Annotated in this window: 19 protein-coding genes and 3 tRNA genes; 15 read left to right on the forward strand and 7 right to left on the reverse strand. The window is 70.8% G+C overall.

The genetic code is table 11. The features are described from left to right. Nucleotides 1–53 precede the first annotated feature (53 nt). Nucleotides 54–725: a DUF5753 domain-containing protein gene (locus ODJ79_RS29020; protein WP_263026776.1), complete on the forward strand. Its 672-nt coding sequence runs from the start codon at nucleotides 54–56 to the stop codon at nucleotides 723–725. Nucleotides 726–736: 11 nt separating this feature from the next. Here ODJ79_RS29020 and ODJ79_RS29025 read toward each other — a convergent pair whose 3' ends face one another. Beyond that, complete coding sequence (locus ODJ79_RS29025; RefSeq protein ID WP_263026777.1) at nucleotides 737–934, reverse strand: DUF397 domain-containing protein; 198 nt, start codon at nucleotides 932–934, stop codon at nucleotides 737–739. A 262-nt stretch (nucleotides 935–1196) separates the two neighbouring features. Here ODJ79_RS29025 and ODJ79_RS29030 point away from each other — a divergent pair, with 262 nt between their 5' ends. Next, entirely contained in the window at nucleotides 1197–2108 is a 912-nt protein-coding gene (locus ODJ79_RS29030) for a helix-turn-helix transcriptional regulator (protein ID WP_263026819.1), read from the forward strand. Here the strand turns inward: ODJ79_RS29030 and ODJ79_RS29035 are convergent. After that, complete coding sequence (locus ODJ79_RS29035) at nucleotides 2105–2545, reverse strand: DUF6232 family protein (protein ID WP_263026778.1); 441 nt, start codon at nucleotides 2543–2545, stop codon at nucleotides 2105–2107. The genes ODJ79_RS29030 and ODJ79_RS29035 overlap by 4 nt on opposite strands. A gap of 713 nt (nucleotides 2546–3258) precedes the next feature. On the opposite strand from ODJ79_RS29035, the gene ODJ79_RS29040 reads away from it, so the two are divergent. Genes ODJ79_RS29040 through ODJ79_RS29060 form a run of 5 tightly spaced genes read left to right on the forward strand, consistent with a single transcriptional unit; the run spans nucleotide 3259 to nucleotide 8520 of the window. Beyond that, nucleotides 3259–4542 (forward strand): ABC transporter substrate-binding protein, encoded by a 1284-nt coding sequence (locus ODJ79_RS29040; RefSeq protein WP_263026779.1) that lies wholly within the window; start codon nucleotides 3259–3261, stop codon nucleotides 4540–4542. 19 nt (nucleotides 4543–4561) lie between these two features. Further along, nucleotides 4562–5497 (forward strand): carbohydrate ABC transporter permease, encoded by a 936-nt coding sequence (locus tag ODJ79_RS29045; protein ID WP_263026780.1) that lies wholly within the window; start codon nucleotides 4562–4564, stop codon nucleotides 5495–5497. Further along, nucleotides 5497–6336, forward strand: coding sequence for a carbohydrate ABC transporter permease (locus ODJ79_RS29050; RefSeq protein ID WP_263026781.1), 840 nt, complete (start codon nucleotides 5497–5499; stop codon nucleotides 6334–6336). Before ODJ79_RS29045 ends, ODJ79_RS29050 begins: the two co-directional genes overlap by 1 nt. Before the next feature lie 27 nt (nucleotides 6337–6363). After that, entirely contained in the window at nucleotides 6364–8280 is a 1917-nt protein-coding gene (locus ODJ79_RS29055) for a glycoside hydrolase family 127 protein (protein WP_263026782.1), read from the forward strand. A gap of 24 nt (nucleotides 8281–8304) precedes the next feature. After that, complete coding sequence (locus ODJ79_RS29060) at nucleotides 8305–8520, forward strand: hypothetical protein (RefSeq protein WP_263026783.1); 216 nt, start codon at nucleotides 8305–8307, stop codon at nucleotides 8518–8520. A gap of 129 nt (nucleotides 8521–8649) precedes the next feature. On the opposite strand, the gene ODJ79_RS29065 is transcribed toward ODJ79_RS29060, so the two are convergent. After that, complete coding sequence (locus tag ODJ79_RS29065) at nucleotides 8650–9834, reverse strand: glycoside hydrolase family 27 protein (RefSeq protein ID WP_263026784.1); 1185 nt, start codon at nucleotides 9832–9834, stop codon at nucleotides 8650–8652. A gap of 87 nt (nucleotides 9835–9921) precedes the next feature. On the opposite strand from ODJ79_RS29065, the gene ODJ79_RS29070 reads away from it, so the two are divergent. The 7 genes from ODJ79_RS29070 (at nucleotide 9922) to ODJ79_RS29100 (ending at nucleotide 14583) form a co-directional block, all read left to right on the forward strand. Further along, nucleotides 9922–11247, forward strand: a complete 1326-nt coding sequence (locus tag ODJ79_RS29070; RefSeq protein WP_263026785.1) for a S1C family serine protease — start codon at nucleotides 9922–9924, stop codon at nucleotides 11245–11247. Nucleotides 11248–11370: 123 nt separating this feature from the next. Further along, entirely contained in the window at nucleotides 11371–12201 is an 831-nt protein-coding gene (locus tag ODJ79_RS29075) for a CPBP family intramembrane glutamic endopeptidase (RefSeq protein ID WP_263026786.1), read from the forward strand. After that, nucleotides 12198–13349 carry a sensor histidine kinase gene (locus ODJ79_RS29080; protein ID WP_263026787.1) on the forward strand — a complete coding sequence of 384 codons (1152 nt, stop codon included), beginning with the start codon at nucleotides 12198–12200 and terminating at the stop codon, nucleotides 13347–13349. Before ODJ79_RS29075 ends, ODJ79_RS29080 begins: the two co-directional genes overlap by 4 nt. A gap of 61 nt (nucleotides 13350–13410) precedes the next feature. After that, a complete protein-coding gene (locus tag ODJ79_RS29085; RefSeq protein ID WP_263026788.1) occupies nucleotides 13411–14070 on the forward strand; it encodes a response regulator in 660 nt (219 codons plus the stop codon). Nucleotides 14071–14340: 270 nt separating this feature from the next. Further along, nucleotides 14341–14414 (forward strand) — tRNA-Glu (locus ODJ79_RS29090). 12 nt (nucleotides 14415–14426) lie between these two features. Continuing rightward, nucleotides 14427–14499, forward strand: a tRNA-Gly gene (locus ODJ79_RS29095). 11 nt (nucleotides 14500–14510) lie between these two features. Continuing rightward, nucleotides 14511–14583, forward strand: a tRNA-Gly gene (locus ODJ79_RS29100). A 13-nt stretch (nucleotides 14584–14596) separates the two neighbouring features. Here the strand turns inward: ODJ79_RS29100 and ODJ79_RS29105 are convergent. From ODJ79_RS29105 to ODJ79_RS29115, 3 genes are all read right to left on the reverse strand, one after another. Then, nucleotides 14597–15154: a dihydrofolate reductase family protein gene (locus ODJ79_RS29105; RefSeq protein WP_263026789.1), complete on the reverse strand. Its 558-nt coding sequence runs from the start codon at nucleotides 15152–15154 to the stop codon at nucleotides 14597–14599. Between the two features lie 28 nt (nucleotides 15155–15182). Continuing rightward, complete coding sequence (locus tag ODJ79_RS29110) at nucleotides 15183–15974, reverse strand: hypothetical protein (protein ID WP_263026790.1); 792 nt, start codon at nucleotides 15972–15974, stop codon at nucleotides 15183–15185. Nucleotides 15975–16074: 100 nt separating this feature from the next. Next, nucleotides 16075–16929: a helix-turn-helix domain-containing protein gene (locus ODJ79_RS29115; protein ID WP_263026791.1), complete on the reverse strand. Its 855-nt coding sequence runs from the start codon at nucleotides 16927–16929 to the stop codon at nucleotides 16075–16077. 100 nt (nucleotides 16930–17029) lie between these two features. Between ODJ79_RS29115 and ODJ79_RS29120 the strand changes: the two genes are divergently transcribed. Then, nucleotides 17030–17932 (forward strand): LLM class flavin-dependent oxidoreductase, encoded by a 903-nt coding sequence (locus tag ODJ79_RS29120; RefSeq protein ID WP_263026792.1) that lies wholly within the window; start codon nucleotides 17030–17032, stop codon nucleotides 17930–17932. On the opposite strand, the gene ODJ79_RS29125 is transcribed toward ODJ79_RS29120, so the two are convergent. Further along, entirely contained in the window at nucleotides 17922–19292 is a 1371-nt protein-coding gene (locus ODJ79_RS29125) for an FAD-binding oxidoreductase (RefSeq protein WP_263026793.1), read from the reverse strand. The genes ODJ79_RS29120 and ODJ79_RS29125 overlap by 11 nt on opposite strands. Nucleotides 19293–19294: the final 2 nt, after the last annotated feature.

The raw sequence follows: 19294 nt of genomic DNA on the forward strand, positions 1-19294 counted from the left end.
GCCAAGTCGCTGAGCCCCGGCACGTGCGCGGGGGTGTACTCTGCAGTCCGCCTTTGGAAATCTGCGTTCTGCAGATCGCGAGCCGCACTTACATTAGCGTTGGGCCATATGGAGGGCGTGAGATGACGAAGATGTTCGACGTGCGGAACTCGGTCGAGTTCCGGCGGCTGCGCGACACCGAGAGGGTTGCCCACAGCATCTTCCTCAATCAGCCGAACTTCATCCCGGGCGTCCTCCAAGATCCGGCATACGCGCAGGAGATGATCAGCCGTATCTCCGGCCTGCCGGCCGGGGATGCCGAGGTCGCCGAGCGCGTGCAGGTGCGCGAGGAGCGTCACCGCGCTTTCCTGGAGCGGCTTTCGGGTGATGACGCGCCACAGGTGCACGTCGTGCTCGACGAGTCCGTGCTGCGCCGGACACACACCGGTTCGGACACGATGCGCAAACAGATCGAGCACCTCATCGAGGTCTCCCGCCGGCCAACGGTCAAGCTCGGCATCCTCGCGTTGGATCATGGGCCGCACCAAGGCCTGGCCGGGTCGTTCGAGGTCCACGACACGGCGGACACCAGCCTGGTGTTCTTCGAGGGGGCCGAGGGGGACCGGATCCTGGAAGGCGACGACGACCGGATCGGCCTCTACCGGGCCCTGGTGGGTTCGTTGATGGACATTGCCGCGTCCGGTGAGGATGCGCGCACGCTGATGGCCAAACTCGTCAACCACTGATCCGAGCGTGGTCAGTCGGCGAAGATGTCGCCCGCCTTCAGGTCCTCGATGAATGCGCGCCACGCCTCGCGGTCGAAGTGGAGAACGGGGCCCTCGCGATCCTTGGAGTCCCGCACCAGCACCTCGTCATCGGTTTCCCTGACCTCGACGCAGTTCCCGCCGGAGCTTCTCGAGCTTTTGCGCCATCCGGGTTCAATCTCGTCATGCATTGCGCCTCCTGCAAACCCGAGCAAATGCCCTTGGAGTCAAGACCCCCATCACCTGGGTACGGACGAACCACCCCATCGGAGCCGGCCGATCACCCACAGTACCTGAGATTCAGTCGTCTGGATCCCTCCGGAGAATCGATCGGCACAGCGTCCGGCGCGGTCCGTGATGGAAGTCAACGCATGGGGTAAGGTCAGCAGATGGCGTCAGCTACCTGCGTTTTGCAGTTTGCCGACGGCGATCGGGGATGAGGCGGTGACGGAGATGCACGAGGCGTCCGGCCAGTCCGTCCTGCCGCCCACCACGCTCGGGCCGAAGATCGCGAGGGCCAACGTCGCGCAGCGTCTCCGGACATTGCGCGTCCAGGCGAAGATGAGCCCGCCCGATGTCGCCGACGCCATGGATTGGTCGGTCTCGAAACTGACTCGAATCGAAAAGGGCGAGGTGTCGATTCAGCTCTTGGAAGTTCGGGCGCTACTGGCGCACTACGGCGTCACCGACGAGGAAACGGTCGCCGACCTGTCGCGGCTCGCCCGCATTTCCCGTACTCGCCAGTGGTACAGCAGGCATCGGCTCACCGGCGCCTTCGCCGATTTCGTCGCCTTCGAGCACGAGGCGGCGGTCATTCGCACGTGGCAGTTGCTTTTCATTCCCGGTTTGCTCCAGACGCGCGATTATGCGCGCGCCAACACGGCCCTGACCCTGCGCGCCGACCCGAACGATGAGCAGGTCGAGGCACGGGTCCAGCTGCGCATGGACCGTCAGCAGGCGTTCTTCGAGCGCCTGGAGGGATCGAACGCTCCTCGCATCGAGGCGGTGATCGACGAGTCGGTGCTCCGGCGGCCGATCGGCGGGCGGGACGTCATGGTTCGGCAGCTCGACCACCTGCTCGACCTCGCGGAGAACACGGACCGGTTCTTCTTCGGCGTGACGCCGCTCGACCTGGAGCATCATTCCGGGCTCGGCGGCTCGTTCGAGCTGCTCCAATTCTTTGGACGTAGCCACGGCGACGTGTTGTTCGTCGAGGCGGCGGCGGGCGCCGACTTCCTTCTGACCGATCACGACCTGACCGTGCGGCACAACGCCCTGTTCAAGGATCTCCTCGACTACGGGCGCCAGGGCGACCGTGCACTGCGGATGATTCGATCCGTCCGGGACGCTCTGCGGGCGCCCTAGGGCCTCGGCCGGCGACCGGACTCCCGGGCGCGGATGACAGCCCGCCGGACCTGCTCGAAGCGGCGCCGGTCGTTCGAGGCGAACAGCAGGACGCGGCGTCCTTCGTACCAGGCGGCCAGTTCCATCCGCCGGGGGTTGCGATGGCCGTCGATCAGGACGGCGCCGGCCAGGCCGATCGCGACGACCGCTCCGGCCAGGCAGAGCCATACGGCCGAGCCGAGCACGACGGCGACGACCATCGCGAGCAGAAACTCGACCACCCCGCAGTACAACGCCGCCGTCATCGCCTTGTAGGCGTAGAAGTAGGACGGATCCTCAAGGATCAGATCGCGGAGCCGGTAGCGCGCCTCCGACGTCTCGATGTAGAGGCCGGTGACGACGATGCCTGGACCCGGATAGTAGGTCCGGTCGTCGGCTGAGGTGTTCGAGTTCGACATGACGCACCTCCTGTAAGACATCGTCAGTCGTACGCTGGCCGACAGCAACCGTCATTCCAGAAAACTCGGTTCGCGTCTGGCTATCTGCGACCTGCAGATTAGGTTTTATGGGTGATAGACCCCGATTAGCCGGGTCGATTTGTGCATTTGGTAGGGCATCGCCTCTTGCCACGCTGAACGAACGCCGAGGCGGCCGCCGGTCCAGCCGGGAAGCTGATCGCGGCTGCTCGCCGGTGCGGTCGATCGGCTACGGCACGACGATGCGAGAAAGGGTTTTCCGAAAAGGTTTCAGGCCGTCGAGGTGGCGTCGGCTCGGGCGCCCATAACATCCGGGACAGCCGCAATTCCAGCGCGTTCTCATGGTTTCGAAGCATCGCCGGTGGCCGTCATTGACAACCGTCACGGCACCGGCCTAAAGTTCGGCCGAAAAGGTTTTCCGGACTCAATGAGGCCGCCTCCCGGCAGGGCTTCGCGGTTAAAGCGCCGGCGCGTCAGCCGCCGGCCGGGTACTCGCTGCACGTCGACGGCCGGTGCGTGTTCACCGCGCGCGACCTGACCCACGTCGTGGTCCCGGCGCCGCTGCCGGCCGCCGACGAGAAACGACGTCACGTTCCCGCCGATCGTGGCGCGGCAGGTACGCATGCTCGTCACGCCCGCTGCCGGGCGAGCGGTCGGCATCCAGCAGCTTCAGATCTTCGACGTGAGGAGCGGACATGGTCCTTAACAGGTGGCGATTACCGGTCATGGGCGTGACCCTGGCACTGACCGTGGCGGCCTGTGGCAGCGGCGACAACAAGACGAGCAGCGGCAACCCGGACGACGGCACCCAGCTCACGATGTGGGTGCGCTCCGCGACCGACCAGTTCAGCCAGCGCCTGGTCGACGCGTACAACTCGAGCCACAAGAACCACGTGGCGCTGACCATCATCCCCAACGACAGCTATCTGACGAAGGTCGGCGCCGCCGCCGGCTCGCACAGCCTGCCCGACATCCTGGCCTCCGACGTCGTCTACTCGCCCAACTACACCAAGCAGGGGCTGTTCCAGGACATCAGCGCCGACGTGAAGGCGTTGCCGTACTACAGCAGCATCGCCCAGTCCCACCTGAAGGTCGCTTCGTACGAGGGCAAGATCTACGCGGTGCCGCACAAGCTGGACTCGTCCGTGCTGTTCTACAACAAGGACCTGTTCAAGCAGGCCGGCCTCGACCCGGAGAAGCCGCCGGCCAACTTCACCGAGATGCTCGCGGACGCCCGCAAGATCACCGCGCTCGGACACGGCATCACCGGCTTCGACTTGGCCGGGAGCTGCGGCGGCTGCGGCGTCTACACGCTCTTCCCGTACGCGTGGGCGGCGGGCGAGCCGGTGCTCTCCGACGACGGCAGGAAGGTGTCGATCGACTCCCCGGCGTTCAAGTCGATCTTCGGCCTCTACCAGCAGATGAGCGACGAGAAGCTGGTCGACTCGAGCGACAAGGCGCAGGACGGCTCGACCTGGCCGGCCAACTTCGAGGCGGGCAAGGTCGGCATCCTGCCGCTGGGTTCCCCGATCGTCGGCGACCTGCTCAAGCAGAAGAAGTTCCAGTGGGGTGTGGCGCCGCTGATGGCGCCGGACGGCTCGGGCACCGCGACGTTCATCGGCGGCGACGTGGCCGGCATCTCCGCCACCTCCAAACACCGCGCGCAGGCGTGGGACTTCCTCAAGTGGACCCTCGAGGACAACGCCCAAGTGGAGATCATCGCCAAGAACGGTGACCTGCCGGGACGCACCGACCTGGCGGGCAACAGGTACACGGCGGCGGATCCACGGACCAAGCTGATCGCGGACGGCCTGAAGAACGGCCACACGCCGTTCGCCCTGCCGTTCGGCGACCTGTTCAACAACCCGAACGGGCCGTGGCTGGCCACGATCCGGGCGGCACTCTACGGCCCCGACATCGACCAGGCGCTCGCCGACGGGCAGTCCAAGATCCAAGCGGGCCTGGACGCGGCGAACTGATGACGAGGATGTCGTGTCGTTGACGACGACTCGGGCGGGAGCCGAGGCCCCCGCGACCGGTGCGACGACGCGCCGGTCGCGGGGCTCCGCCGCCCGGCGACCGCTGACCGGGCTGCTGTTCGTCACCCCCACCGCGGTGATCGTGGCGGGACTATTCCTGGTGCCGCTGGCGATCCTCGTCGCCATGTCCTTCATGGACTGGCCGCTGCTCGGCTCGCCGACGTTCGACGGGTTCGACAACTACCGGCACCTCGCCCACGACAACCAGTTCCTCGGCGCGATCACCTTCACCCTGGTGTACACCGCGATCACCACGGTGGTGCTGTTCGCCGTGGCGTTCGTCCTGGTGGCCGTCGCCAACGCGCCGCGCCGGGGCGTCCGCTTCTACCGCACGGCGTTCTTCCTGCCGTACGTCGTCGGCACCGCGGCCGCCTCCACGATGTGGTGGGTGGACTCCAGCGACCGGCTGGGCGTGTTCAACCAGGCGCTGCAGGCCGCCTCGATCACCGACCAGCCGGTCGGCTTCCTGGACACGCCCGGCAAGGCGCTGTTCTCCGTCATCACGCTCGTGACGTGGAAGTTCGTCGGCTTCCAGATGGTGGTGCTGCTGGTCGGCGTGCAGTCCATCCCGGGCGAGCTGTACGAGGCGGCCCGGGTGGACGGCGCGTCGATGCTCCAGCGGCTGCGGTACATCACGCTGCCGGGCCTCAAGCCCACGATCGCGCTGCTGACCGTGCTGTCGGTGACCGGCTCGCTGCTCGCGTTCGACCAGTTCTACGTGCTGACCCACGGCGGGCCGGACAACAGCACGGTGACGGTCGTGCTCGCCCTGTACAACAAGGCGTTCCAGTCGTTCCGGCTGGGCGACGCCGCCGCCGAGGCGGTCGTCCTGCTGATCGCCCTGGTCGTGCTCACCGTCCTGCAACTCCGCCTGCTGCGCCACCGGGAGGACTGATGTCGGCAAAGGCGGCCCGCAGCACGCTGTTTCACCTGGTCAGCATGGCGATCGCGAGCGCCTTCCTGTTCCCGCTGCTGTGGGCGCTGCTCAACTCGTTCAAGACCAGGGCCGAGGCCAACCAGCAGCCACCCACCTGGTTTCCGCACAGCCTGTCCATCGCCAACTACCGCAGCCTGGCCGGGTTCGACCAGGGCATCGGGACGTACCTGGTCAACAGCGTGCTGCTCGCCGTGCTGACCGTGATCGGGTCGGTGGTGGTGTGCGTGCTGGGCGGGTACGGGTTCGCGCGGTTCGCCTTCCGCGGGCGAACCCTGCTGTTCGCCGCCACGCTGGCCATTCTCATGGTGCCGTACGCGACGATCCTGCTTCCGCTGTACATCGTGCTCGGCCACCTCGGCCTGCAGAACAGCCTGATCGGGCTCGCCCTGGTGCTGGTCATGTTCCAGCTCCCGTTCGGCATCTACCTGATGCGCAACAGCTTCGAGTCGGTGCCCCGGGAGCTGGAGGAGGCCGCCCTCGTGGACGGCGCCTCCAGCTTCGGCGCGCTGCGCCACGTCTCGCTGCGCATCGTGCTGCCCGGCGTCGTCACCGTCGCGCTGTTCTCGTTCCTCACCTCCTGGAACGAGTACCTGGCACCGTTGATCTTCCTCAACGACGGCGCCAAGTACACGCTGCCAGTGATGCTGGTGAACATCCGGTACGCCTCGTACAACATCATCGATTTCGGGGCGCTGCAGGCGGGTGTCGTCGTGGCGATGATGCCCTGCCTGCTGGTGTACCTGCTGCTGCAGCGCTTCTACGTCAGCGGCCTGGTCACCGGCGCGCTGCGTGGCTGATCCGCCCCGTCGACAAGGAGAACCGCCGTGACTTCTGTGCTCGGACCCGTCTCCCCGCGGTCCGCCGAACACCTCGCCGTGCGCCCGCTGGGCCTGCGCGACGCGGTGCTGACCGGCGGCTTCTGGGGCCGGTGGCAGCAGGTCAACCGGGAGGTCACCACGCCGCACGCGCTGGGCTGGCTGGAACGCGACGGCTCCGTCGACAACCTGCGGCGCCTCGCCGGCCCGCATCGGGGCCTGTGGTTCAGCGACTCGGACGTCTACAAGGTGCTGGAAGCCATCTCCTGGGACGTCGGCCGCGATCCGGCGGCCGGCCTCGACGCGGCGGTGAGCGATCTGACCCGTGTGCTGCGGGCGGCGCAGGAGCCGGACGGGTACCTCAACTCCAACGTCCAGGCCGGGCACGAGGTGCAGTGGAACAACCTGGTGATCAGCCACGAGCTGTACTGCATCGGGCACCTCATCCAGGCGGGCGTGGCGCATCGCCGCGGCACCGGCGGCGACGAGCTGTTCGACGTCGCGCGCCGGGCCGCCGACTGCGTCGTGACCGAGTTCGCCGATCGGCGGCGCAAGGACACCGACGGGCACCCCGAGATCGAGATGGCCCTGGTGGAGCTGTATCGGGAGACCGGCGACGCCACCTACCTCGACCTGGCGCGCCAGCTCCTCGACGTGCGCGGGCACGGCGTGCTGGACGCGAACGGCCACTTCGACTCGACCTACTTCCAGGACGCCGTGCCGGTACGCGAGCAGTCCACCGTCGCCGGGCACGCGGTACGCGCGCTGTACCTGCTGTGCGGCGTGGTCGACGTGTACCTGGAGACCGGGGAGCGGGCGCTCCTGGACAGCGCACTGCGGCAGTGGGAGTCGATGACCGCGACGAAGACGTACCTGACGGGCGCGGTGGGCTCCCGCTTCGACGGCGAGGCGTTCGGCGAGGAGTACGAGCTGCCGCCGGACCTCGCGTACGGCGAGACGTGCGCGACGATCGCGAACATCATGCTGTGCTGGCGGCTGCAGCTGGCCACCGGCGAGGGCCGGTTCGCCGACGCGATCGAGCGGGCGCTGTACAACCTGCTCGCCGCGTCGACCTCGACCGACCGCACCGGGTTCTTCTACAACAACCCGGCACAGCGACGGGTGGCCCGGCCGGCCGCCGCCACGCAGACGCGCCCGGCCCGCGCCGAGGCGCCGGGCACCCGGCCGCCGTGGTTCGCCTGCGCCTGCTGCCCGCCGAACATCATGCGCACGGTCGCCTCGCTCGGCGGTTACCTGGCCACGTACTCGGATTCCGGCGTCCAGCTCCACCAGTACGTGCCCGCGACCATCCGCACCGGCACCGTCACGATCGCCGTCGAGACCGAGTACCCGCGGGACGGCGCGATCGAGGTGAGCGTGCTCGAAGCCGGCGACGGGCCGTGGACGCTCGCGCTGCGGGTGCCCGGCTGGTGCCGGGGCGCCACCGTGTCGGTCAACGGCACGCCCTGGCCGGCGTCCGCCAACGCGGCCGGCTATCTGGTGATCGAGCGGCAGTGGCGGGTCGGGGACCGGGTCGCGTTGACCCTGCCGATGCCGGTGCGGCTGACCGTCGCGCACCCGGCGGCCGACGCGATGCGCGGAGCGGTGGCGATCGAGCGCGGGCCGGTCGTGTACTGCCTGGAGAGCGTCGACCAGCCGGAGGCCGTCGACGTCAACCGCGTGGAGCTGTGCGTCGACGAGCCCCTGCACGAGCAGGTGCGAGAGGGCTTCCTGGGTGAGGACCCGATCCTGGTGACCGCGACCGGGCTGGCCCGCGACGACTCGGGCTGGGCGGGCACCGGCTGGGCGGACCTGTCGGAGCTGCCGCCCGAGGTGGGTCGCCGCGTCACCCTGACGGCGATCCCGTACCACCTGTGGGCGAACCGCGGCCCGTCGGTGATGCGGGTCTTCATCCCCGCCCGATGACCGGCCGGGTTGATATCGGGCGGGATGGGGTACCTGAGGTGGATGTTCCTGAACCTGTTCCGACGTTTTGTTCTCCTGGCGATCGCCGTGCCGCTGGCGGCGTTCGGCGCCCGCAAACTCAGCGACGCCGTCGAGCGGCGGCGCGGCCCTAACAGCCGAGCGACCCGCCTGCTCCGGCAGGGCGCGGACACCCTGCAGGGCTTCCGCAGGCCGAAGAGGCGGCGGTTCTCCTTCCGCTGACGGCGGGCCGGATCGGCCGGCGACTCGGTAAGCCGCTGACGGCGGGCCGGATCGGCCGGCGACTCGGTAAGCCGCTGACGGCGGGCCGGATCGGCCGGCGACTCGGTAAGCCGCTGACGGCAGGCCGGGTCAGCCGGCGATTCGGTAGAGCATCGCGCCGTGAGCCGGCACGGTCGCTCGGAGCGCGCCATTCGTGGTCGTGGTCGCTCCGGTCCAGACGTCGGTCGCGGTGCGGCCGGGGGCGGGCGTCGCGATCGTGGCCGGCTGATCGGTCTCGTTGAACAGCACGATCGCGGTGTCGCCGCCGGCCAGCGGGCGGGACAGCACGTCGAGGCCGTTCGCGGACGACACCGGCCGGGCCGGGCGGCCGAGCGGGTCCTGGTCGATCGCGATCACCCGAGGGTTGGCGAGCAGCGCGAGCGTTTCCGGCCGGGCGTGCACGAGATCGGTTCCGATCATCAGCGGGGCGGCCAGCGCGGCCCACAGGGTGAGTTCGGTCCGATCCTCGACGGCCGTCATGCCGTTGCCGACCTCAAGCATGTCCGGGTCGTTCCAGCCGCCCGGCCCCGCGTGATCGCCGAGCCCGACGGTCTGGTGAAAGATCGAGACCAGGCTCGCGTACGTCGCCGTGATGTCCCCGGTGGTGCGCCAGAGGTTGCCGTATCCGGCCGCCCACCGCGCTACATCGCCGGTGCCCCACGAGCAGATGCTGAACACGATCGGCCGCCCGGTCGACAGCAGCGCGTCCCGCATCCGCGCGTACCGGTCGCGGGCCGGCTGCTCGGTGCCGTCCGGGCAGGAGTTGGCGGCGCAGCCCGGCCCGGCGTAGCAGTTGTCGTACTTCAGGTAGTCCACGCCCCAGGCCGCGAACCGGTCGGCGTCCGCACGCTCGTGCCCGAGACTGCCGGGCAGCCCGCCGCAGGTGTGCACCCCGGCGTCCGCGTAGATGCCGAACTCCAGGCCGCGGGCGTGCAGGTAGGCGGCCAGCGCCGCGATCCCGTGCGGGAAACGGGCCGGGTCCGGCTGCAGGTTCCCGTCCGCGTCGCGCCGCGCCGCCATCCAGCCGTCGTCGATGGTCACGTAGCGATACCCGGCGTCCCGCAGACCGGAGGACACCATCGTGTCGGCCGTCCGGCGCACCAGATCTTCGGTGACGTCCAGCCCGACCGCGTTGTAGTCGTTCCACCCCATGGGCGGCGTCGCGGCCAGCCCGTTGTAGCCGCGCGCCATCGGCGCGGCCCCGGAGCGCTCGCCGGCCAGGACGGCGGGAACGACGAGCAGGACGGCCAGCACGAGGGCGAGGCGGACGATCACGGTAAGCAAGTGTGCCAACCGAATCTGTGCGGCGACTGTCCAGCGGTCTCTCAGCCCACTCCTAGAAAAGCGCAGTACAACCGAGGAGTGACCATTCCCGATCAGTACACCTACGCACCCGGCCCGGGCGGGTGGCCACCTCCGGGCCAGTGGCAGCCGTACCAGGATCCGTACCAGCAGCCGGCCCCTCCTCCGCGGAAGCGGACCGGTCGCGTGGTCGCCGCGGTCGGCGGCGGCATCGCCCTGCTCGCGCTCGTCGGCGCGGGTGGCTTCGCCGCGGGCTGGTCGCTGCGGCCGGTCGCCTCGTCCCCGGCGTCCGCCAACAGCGGTTACTCCGCCCCCTACCTCCCCCTCAACCCCGGCAGTGACAACGGCAACGGCGGCCTCCCCCAGGGCGGCGGCCAGGACCAGGGCGGCGGCCAGGACCAGGGCAATGGCGGCTCGACCGGCGGGACCGGCGCCACCGACGCTCAGGTGGCCGCGGTCGCGCAGAAGGTCGACCCCGCCCTGGTCGACATCGACACCGTGCTGGGCTACCAGAACGGCGAGGCCGCCGGCACCGGCATCGTGATCGCGTCGGACGGCGTCGTGCTGACCAACAACCACGTGGTCGCGGGCGCCACCAGCATCACCGTCACCGACATCGGCAACCAGAAGCGGTACCGCGCGGCCGTGATCGGGTACGACCGGTCCGGCGACGTCGCGGTGCTGCGGCTCTCCGGCGCCTCCGGGCTGGCCACCGCCAAGCTGTCCACGGCCACGGTCAAGGCCGGCGACCCGGTGGTGGCGATCGGCAACGCGGGCGGCACCGGCGGCACCCCGAGCGCCGTCGGCGGGTCGGTGACCGCGCTGAACCAGTCGATCACCGCGCAGGACGAGAGCACCGGCTCGTCGGAGAAGCTCACCGGGCTCATCGAGGTGAACGCCGACATCCGTGCCGGCGACTCGGGCGGCCCGCTGCTGACCACCTCCGGCGAGGTGATCGGCGTGAACACCGCGGCGTCGGCGGGCTTCCAGTACCAGTCGGCCGGCGGCGACGGCTTCGCGATCCCGATCGCCACCGCCACCGAGATCGCCGACCAGATCCGGGCCGGCCAGTCGTCCAGCAAGATCCACATCGGCGAGACCGCGTACCTCGGCATCGGGGCCTCGAGCAACACCGGCCGCGGGTCCACCGGCGAGTCCGGCGCCGCCGTCACCGGCGTGGTCCAGGGCACCCCGGCCGAGGCCGCGGGCCTGAGCCGGGGCGACGTGATCACCTCGGTGGCCGGCAACCAGGTCACCTCCGCCACCGACCTGACCACCGTGCTCGACCAGCACCACCCCGGCGACAGGGTGAAGGTGGTCTGGACCGACCTGTCCGGCCAGTCGCACTCCGCCTCGGTGAAGCTGGCCACCGGACCGGTCGGCTGACCCTTGTCCCCCTCGCGAGCTACCCGCAGGTGTCCACCGTGCGGTGACGATTTCGGGCCGTCGAATCCATAGCGTTCGACATGTCCGCGGCGACCGGCCGCGACAGCCCTCGAAGGAGTCGTCATGCGCCTGTTGAAGCAGCTCGTGGTCGTCGCGGCGATCGCCCTGGCCGGCAGCCAGGCGGTCGCCGCCGTCGACTGGAACACCCCGCTCACCCTCATCCTCGGACTGGCCACGGCGGCGCTCGCGGTCCTCGGCTACCGCTGGATCGTCGGGCGCACCGAGAAGCGCGAGGTGACCGAGCTGGCCCGGCCGGGCGCGGTCGGCGCCCTGAGCCGCGGGACGCTGCTGGGCATCGGGCTGTTCGCCGCGGTGATCGTGAACATCGCCTTCGTCGGCGGCTACCACGTGCACGGCTGGGGCTCGGTGGCCGGCGCGATCGCGCTGTTCGGCTTCATGGCCGCCGCGGCGGCGACCGAGGAGCTGCTGTTCCGCGGCATCGTCTTCCGGATCGTCGAGGGCCGGTTCGGCACCTGGTTCGCGCTCGGCCTCACCGCCGTCCTGTTCGGACTGTCGCACCTGTTCAACCCGCACGCCAGCCTGTGGGGCGCGATCGCCATCGCGATCGAGGCGGGCGCCATGCTGGCCGCCGCGTACGCCGCCACCCGCAGCCTGTGGCTCCCGATCGGCCTGCACTTCGGCTGGAACTACGCCGAGGGCGCGATCTTCGGCACCGACGTCTCCGGCAGCAACACGCCCGAGGGCCTGCTGCACGCCACGACCTCCGGGCCGACGCTGCTCAGCGGCGGCGTCTTCGGGCCGGAGGCGAGCATCTATTCGGTGCTGGCCGGCACCATCGTGACGATCGTCTTCCTGGTGCTGGCCCGCCGTCGGGGCCACATCGTCCCGCGCCGCGGCCGCGGTGTTGCCCCCACCGCTACGCTCGTCCCGTGATCGACCTCCGGAGCATCCCGGACCGCTGGCGTCGGCTCGACGTCACGGTCCGGGATTTCCCGCTCGGTCTGCTGCTGGTGATCGCCACGGTGACGCCGGGGCTGCGCGGGCAGGGCACGGTGCTCGGCGACCTGCCGGACCGGCCGTGGGACGCCGGCACCCTGCTGGTCGTCGCGCTCGAATGCCTGCCGCTGGCGGTGCGCCGGCGATGGCCGCTGATCTGCCTGACGCTGGTGTCGCTCGGGTTCGCCCTCGACCAGTTGCGCGGCTACCACACCGCGGCCGCGATCGCCCTGCCGATCGCGCTGCTCAGCGCCGGTGCCCACGTCGAGCGACACCGCCGGGTCACGATGGTCCTGGCCACCGCGGCGTACGTGCCGCTGGCCGTCGCCCTCACCCGGCGCGGGTCGGCCGAGGGGCTCACCGGGTTCGCGACGTTCTACCTGATCCTGGCCATCTTCTGGGGAGCCGGGGCGTGGCTGCGGTCCACCCGGGCGGCCGAGGCCGAGCGCCGCCGCCACGTGGCCGAGGCGACCCGGGCGGCCGAGCGCACCCGGATCGCCCGGGAACTGCACGACGTGGTGACCCATCACGTGACGGCGATGGTGGTGCAGGCCGAGGCGGCGCGCTACCTGACCGGGGCGCCGGAGCGCCTGGACGAGACGCTGACGACGATCACCGACACCGGACGGCGGGCCGTCGGCGATCTGCGGCACCTGCTCGACGTCCTCAATCCTGATCATGAGGCGCCGTTTCCGAAGCGCCGTGCGCAGCTGCGGGAACTGGTCGAGCAGACCCGCCGGGCCGGGCAACCGGTCGAGTTCACCGAGGACGGCAGCGCGCGCGACCCGGCCGGGAGCGCCGAGGTCGCGGCCTATCGGGTGGTGCAGGAGGCGCTGACCAACGCGCTCAAATACGCACACGGCAGCCGCACCGAGGTCCTCGTGCGGCACCGAGCAGCGGAGATCTTCGTGCAGGTCAGCACGGACGGCACGGCGACCCGGCCGGCGGCGGTGGGCGGCAGCGGGCGCGGGCTGGCCGGGCTGCGCGAACGGGTCGACCTGCTCGGCGGCGAGTTCAGCGCGGGCGGGCGGGCCGGCGGCGGCTTCCGGGTGACGGCCCGGATCCCGGCCGGGAGCGCGACGTGACCGCGCCGCTGCGTGCCGGGGAGCGCCTCGTGACTGTGCCGCCGCGGGCCGGGAGCGCGACGTGACCGCGCCGCTGCGGGTTCTGGTCTGCGACGATCAGGCGCTGATCCGGACCGGGTTCGCCACCATCATCGACGCCCAGCCCGACCTCGAGGTGGTGGGGGAGTGCGGCGACGGCCGGGCCGCGATCGAGCTGGCCACCCGGTTGCGGCCGGACGTAGTCGTGATGGACGTCCGGATGCCGGTGCTCGACGGCATCGAGGCCACCCGGCGGCTGGCCGGCTCCGGCGTCGCCGATCCGGTCAAGGTGCTCGTGGTGACCACCTTCAACCTCGACGAGTACGTGTACGAGGCGTTGCGCGCCGGAGCCAGCGGCTTCCTGCTCAAGGACGCCCCACCGGCACAGCTGTTGCAGGGCATCCGCACCGTGGCGAGCGGGTCCGCCCTGCTCGCACCGGAGGTGACCCGCCAACTGGTCGGCCGGTACGCCGCCCGGATCCGGCCCGCGGCCGACCGGCCGGACGACGTCCCGCTGACGCCGCGCGAGCTGGAGGTGCTGCGGCTGATCGCGGACGGCCTCTCCAACGGCGAGATCGCGGCGGCCCTGGTGATCAGCCACGAGACCGTCAAGACGTACGTCTCGCGGATCCTCACCAAGCTGGACCTGCGCGACCGCGTCCAGGCGGTGGTCTACGCCTACCGCCGCGGGCTGGTGACTTGAGCCCGGCCCGCATTTAATGCGTTGCCGGCACCGGCGGGCGGCCTTACCGTAGTGATCACCACCGACGAGCACGGCAAGGAGCACACCGATGCAACGGCAAGCCACGATCACCCAGCAGCGGCCCGAGCCGCGCGGTGGGTCCGTCGTGGGCTCCTCCTACCGGGAACGGTGGCGTCGCTAGCAGCGCCAGTCAGGCTTGCCGCCGCCGTTCCCGATCCGGGACCGGCGGCTTTTTCGTCTTTGACAAATTCCACAGCGGACAGCAACGAACGCCCGTGAGGCTGAGGCAGGTAGACCACCGGACTCTCACTCCGGAAGACCGGGTTCAACCCCCGGACGGGCGACGCACCAAACGTGCGGTCCTGGTGAACTCGGCGGACACGCCGGTCTTCCGAACCGGAGCAGCGGGTTCGATGCCCGCGGGCCGCTCGCTGCACCACGCGGTTGTAGCTCAGTTGGTAGAGCGCCACCTCGCCATGGTGGAGGTCACCGGTTCGAACCCGGTCAGCCGCTCGACTCCGGCGATTCAGCGCGCCCGGCGGTAGTGCATGGCCACCACGCCGTTGCGGAGCGGCTCCGCCGAGATCAGCTCCAGCCGGCGCGTGCCGGGCAGCCCGCCCTGGTACAGCGTCGGCCCGTGGCCGGCGATCCTGGGATGGACGAGCAGCTGGTACTCGTCGATCAGGTCCAGCCGGTCGAGCTCGGTCGCGAGCTTCCCGCTTCCGAGGAGGACCCCGGCCGGGGTCGCGTCCTTGAGCTTCTGCACGCCCTCGCGCAGATCACCGGCGATGTGGTGGCTGTTCGTCCACGGGAAGTCCGTGCGCGTCGACGACACCACGTACTTGGGTTTGGCCTCCAGCTTGACCGCCCACTCGCGGAGGGCCGGCGGGGCCTCCTCGTCGCCGCGGGCGACGGCCGGCCAGTAGCTCTCCATCATTTCGTAGGTGACGCGACCCCACAGCATTGCCCCGCTCTCGTCCATGAGACGGGTGAAGAAGGCATGCGTCTCGTCGTCGGCGATCCCCTCCTGGTGGTCGACGCAACCGTCCAGGGTGAGGTTGAGGCTGAAGGTAAGGAGTCCCATGCCCGGCGACTCTAACGCCCCGACGGCGTCACGATCGGTGTGGTGGCCAGTGGCCGGGCGATGAGGTCTGCGGTACCTGCGGGTATGCCCCGTACTCGTGGGCGGCGGTGTGTGCGGGCTGGTAGCCGAGCGCCGGAATGAGCTGAGTGGCGTCCGGATCCGGGTAGCCGGGCGGATAGTTCGAGTGGAACGCGTGCTCGGGTGCGGCATGAGTAGGGGCGAAGTGGGCCGGTGCCGGGAAGGCGGGCGCCGGGTTCGGGTACGCCGTCTGCGCCTGTTCGGGAAGGCACTGATGCTGCGCCGTCGGCTCGGCGTACCAGGACAGGCCCGGCGCGTTGGCCAGCCCGGAGGGCAGGTCCTGATAGGAGCTGTACGGAGCGAACGGCGCCTCGTGGGCCGGCTGCGGCGGCGACCCGGGGCCGGCCTGGATCGGCTGTGCCGTGAACTCGCCGTCGATGGTGGTTCCGGCACCGGCCACGGCGGGATACCAGGGCTGCGGGACGACCGGCGTGAACCCGCCTCCGTAGCCGCCCGAGGGCGTGGCGTCCGAGGTGGGAGCGGTCACCCGCGCCGCCTTGTGCGCGCGCCGCACGTGGACAACCGCCCAGATCGGCACCGCGAACGCGTAGGAGAAGATCCGGACGGTGGCCGGGTCGCCCACCACGAGATAGGCGGCGTAGCCCAGGAATCCGATGCTGAAGAGGCCGTCCACCACCCGGGCGCCCATGGACTGACCGAACCCGCGCACGGCGAGCACCGACAGCACCAGGCCGCTGACGACAAGCAGGGCGACATAGGCATGAAATTCGCCGTCGGACACGCGCAGCTCCGATCGAGGGAGGGGGCTGTCCACGCTCGGTCCGTACGGGTGCATCGCGGTTGTCTTTGGGTTGCAGCGAGGTAGCAGTGGTCCTCCGGCGTCACCCGGCCACGAGCCGCAGCGGCTGCGGTGGGCGGCTGTCGAGCCGGTCGAGCGCCGTCGAGGTCGCCGCGTCGGCGGGCAGGTAGACGATCAGACGCTGATCGTCGTCGACCGGGAGCTCGAGCGTCTCGCGGGCGAGCCGGAGCAGGCCCGCCTCGGGGTGGGCCAGCCGGATGACGCCGCCGGGCCTCGCCCGCGCGGGAATGCCGGCCACTCGCCGGGTGAAGGAGTCGCCCGCGGTGACGGTCAGTTCGTCGGCCAGGGCGGCCATCCGCGGCTCCGCCCGGAACGGGCCCTGCTTGAGCGCCGCGACCTGCTCATCGGCGATCTGGTCCCAGTCGGGGTAGGCGGCGCGTGCCCGGTCGTCCGCGAAGACGTACCGGGCGTGGTTGGGGGCCGTCGCGTCCAGCAGGCCGATCGGTCCGGCCAGCCATTCGAAGCCGGCGTTGTGCGCGAGGATGTCGCTGAGCTGGTTGAGCAGCACGGCGGGCGTCGGCTCGAGGCGGTCGAGCAGCGCTCGGACGGTCGGCCGCACCGTGCGGTCCGGGGTGGCGTGGCCCCGGCAGTTGAAGCCGGGGTCGGCCGCCTTGGTGAGGCGGTACAGGAGGGTGCGCTCGCCCGCGCTCATCCGCAGCGCGTCGGCGAGGGCGGACAGCACCTGCGGGGACGGCCGGCGGTCGCGTCCCTGTTCGAGCCTCGTCACGTACTCCACGCTGACCCCGGCGAGGGCCGCCACCTCGGAACGGCGCAGCCCGGGGGCGCGCCGGCGCGGCCCGGTGGGCAGTCCCACCTCGGCCGGGGTGACCGCCGCCCGGCGTACGCGCAGGAACAGCCCGAGCTCGTTGTCGCTCACCGTTCGAACGTAGCAGCGTCGATGATCGCGATGGTGTCCCTGCCGGTACCACCCTCGGCCCGGCCTTCCTGTCCGCCGGCCGGCCGCCGAGAGTGGGGTGGTGAGCAGAACACTCTTCGGATTCGGCGCGCACAGCGACGTCGCCGACGGTCCCGAGCTGTTGCGCATGGCGGATCAGGCCGATCGCGACGGGCTGGACCTCTTCTCGCTGTCGGACCATCCCTATCTCGGCGGCCGGGCGGACGCGTACGCCGCGATCGGTTTCATCCTCGGGCGTACGCGAGGGCTCTCGGGTCTCGCGAACGTCACCAACCTCCCGACCCGGCCCGCTCCCATGCTGGCCCGCGCGGTGACGACGCTGTCGGCGCTGTCCGGCGGCCGCATCGTGCTCGGCATGGGTGCCGGCGGCCGGTGGGATCGGATCGCCGGCATGGGCGTGCCGCGGCTCTCGCCGGGTGCCGCCGTCGACGCCTTCGAGGAGGCGATCGTCCTGGTCAGGATGTTGTCCGGGGGCGGACCGCCGGTCACCTACCGGGGTCGCTACTACCGGGTCGACCAGATCGAGCCGGCCCCCGTGCCCGCGCCCGCGGTGTGGACCGGATCGGTCGGCCCGCGGTCGCTGGCCGCCACCGGCCGGGTGGCCGACGGCTGGATCCCGGGTCACGCCGCGGACTGGCGCAGCGAGCGATACCGGACGTCGCGGCCGGTCATCGACGAGGCGGCGGCGGCCGTGGGCCGTGATCCGGGCGAGATCGGTACGGTCTTCAACCTCCCCGGGCGCATCACCGACCGGCCGCTGACCGCCACCCGTGATCGGGACGGCCGGTGGGTCGGCGGCTCGGCCGGCCAGTGGGTCGAGGAGCTGACCACGGCGGTGCTGGAGCACGGCGCGTCGGGCTTCATCCTCTTCGCACCCGACGGCGGCGCCACCGACCTGGTTTCCCTCGGCCGCTGGGCCGGCGAGATCGTCCCGGCCGTGCGCGAGGCGATCCTCAGCCGATGACCTTCCCCGGGTTGAACAGGCCGAGCGGGTCCAGCGTCCGCTTGACCGCGACCTGCATGGCCAGCACCGCCGGCGACAGCTCCTGCCGCATCCCGCCGCGCTTCAGCAGACCGACCCCGTGCTCGCCGGTGACCGTCCCGCCCATCCCGATCGCCGCGGTCAGCATGTCCTCGAACGCCGCCTGCGCGACCCGCCGCGCCGCGTCGTCGTGCGGTGGCGCCATGATCATCGGGTGCAGGTTGCCGTCGCCCGCATGCGCGATCGTGGCGATGCTCGCGCCGTGCCGGGCGGCGATCTCTTCGATCGCCAGCAACATTTCCGGTACGCGTGAGCGCGGCACGCAGACGTCCTCGGTCAGCACCGGGCTGAGCCGTTCGAGCGCCGGGTAGGCCAGCCGCCGGGCCGCGAACAGCGCCTCCGCCTCGATCTCGTCGGTCGACCGCTCGGCCCAGATCGCCCCGGCCGCCCGGAACACCTCGGCGACCGCGGCGGCCTCCTCGTCCCCGGCGGCCCCGGGCGCATCCAACTGCGCCAGCAGCAGCGCCGCCGCGTCCGCCTCCAGGCCCAGCCTCTTCCACTCCTCGACGGCCCGCAGACAGGTGCGGTCGAGCAGTTCGAGCGCGGCCGGCAGCAGCCCGGCCCGGGTGATCGCGGCGACCGCCTCGCCGGCCGCGACCACGCTGCCGAAAGCGCCGACCACCGTGCGCGGGGCCTCCCGGCGGGCCGGCCGCAGCCGCACGGTGATCTCGGTGATCACCCCGAACGTGCCCTCCGAGCCGGTGAACAGCCCGGTCAGGTCGTAGCCGCTGACCCCCTTGGTGGTGCGCCGGCCGAGCCGGACCACCGTGCCGTAGTCGCCGGCCGGGCCGCCGACCACCGCTTCGAGCCCGAGCACGTAGTCGCGGGTGACGCCGTACTTGAGGCAGCAGAGCCCGCCCGCGTTGGTGGACACGTTGCCGCCGATCGTCGACCAGGGCGCGCTGGCCGGGTCGGGCGGATACCACAGCCCGTGCTCGGCGACCGCCTTCTTGAGGTCGTCGTTGACCACGCCCGGCTGCACCGTCGCGGTCATGTTGTCGGCGTCGATCTCGACGATGCGGTTCATCCGGGACAGGTCGACGATCACGGCGCCGTCCACCGCGTTCGCCCCGCCGGAGAGCCCGGTGCCCGCCCCGCGGGGCACGATCGGCGCTCCCTGCCGTGCGCAGGCCGCCACGATGCGGCGTACGTCATCGGTGGTCCTGGGACGGACGGCCGCGACGGCCGTCCCGTAGGGTGCCCACTCCGCCTCGTCGTGGCTCAGACCGTCCAGGACGTCCGCGTCGTCGACGACGTCGAGACCGGTCAGCAGGTCCCTCATCT

Origin of the sequence: Actinoplanes sp. KI2, from assembly GCF_025630775.1 — a bacterium.
GTDB lineage: Bacteria > Actinomycetota > Actinomycetes > Mycobacteriales > Micromonosporaceae > Actinoplanes.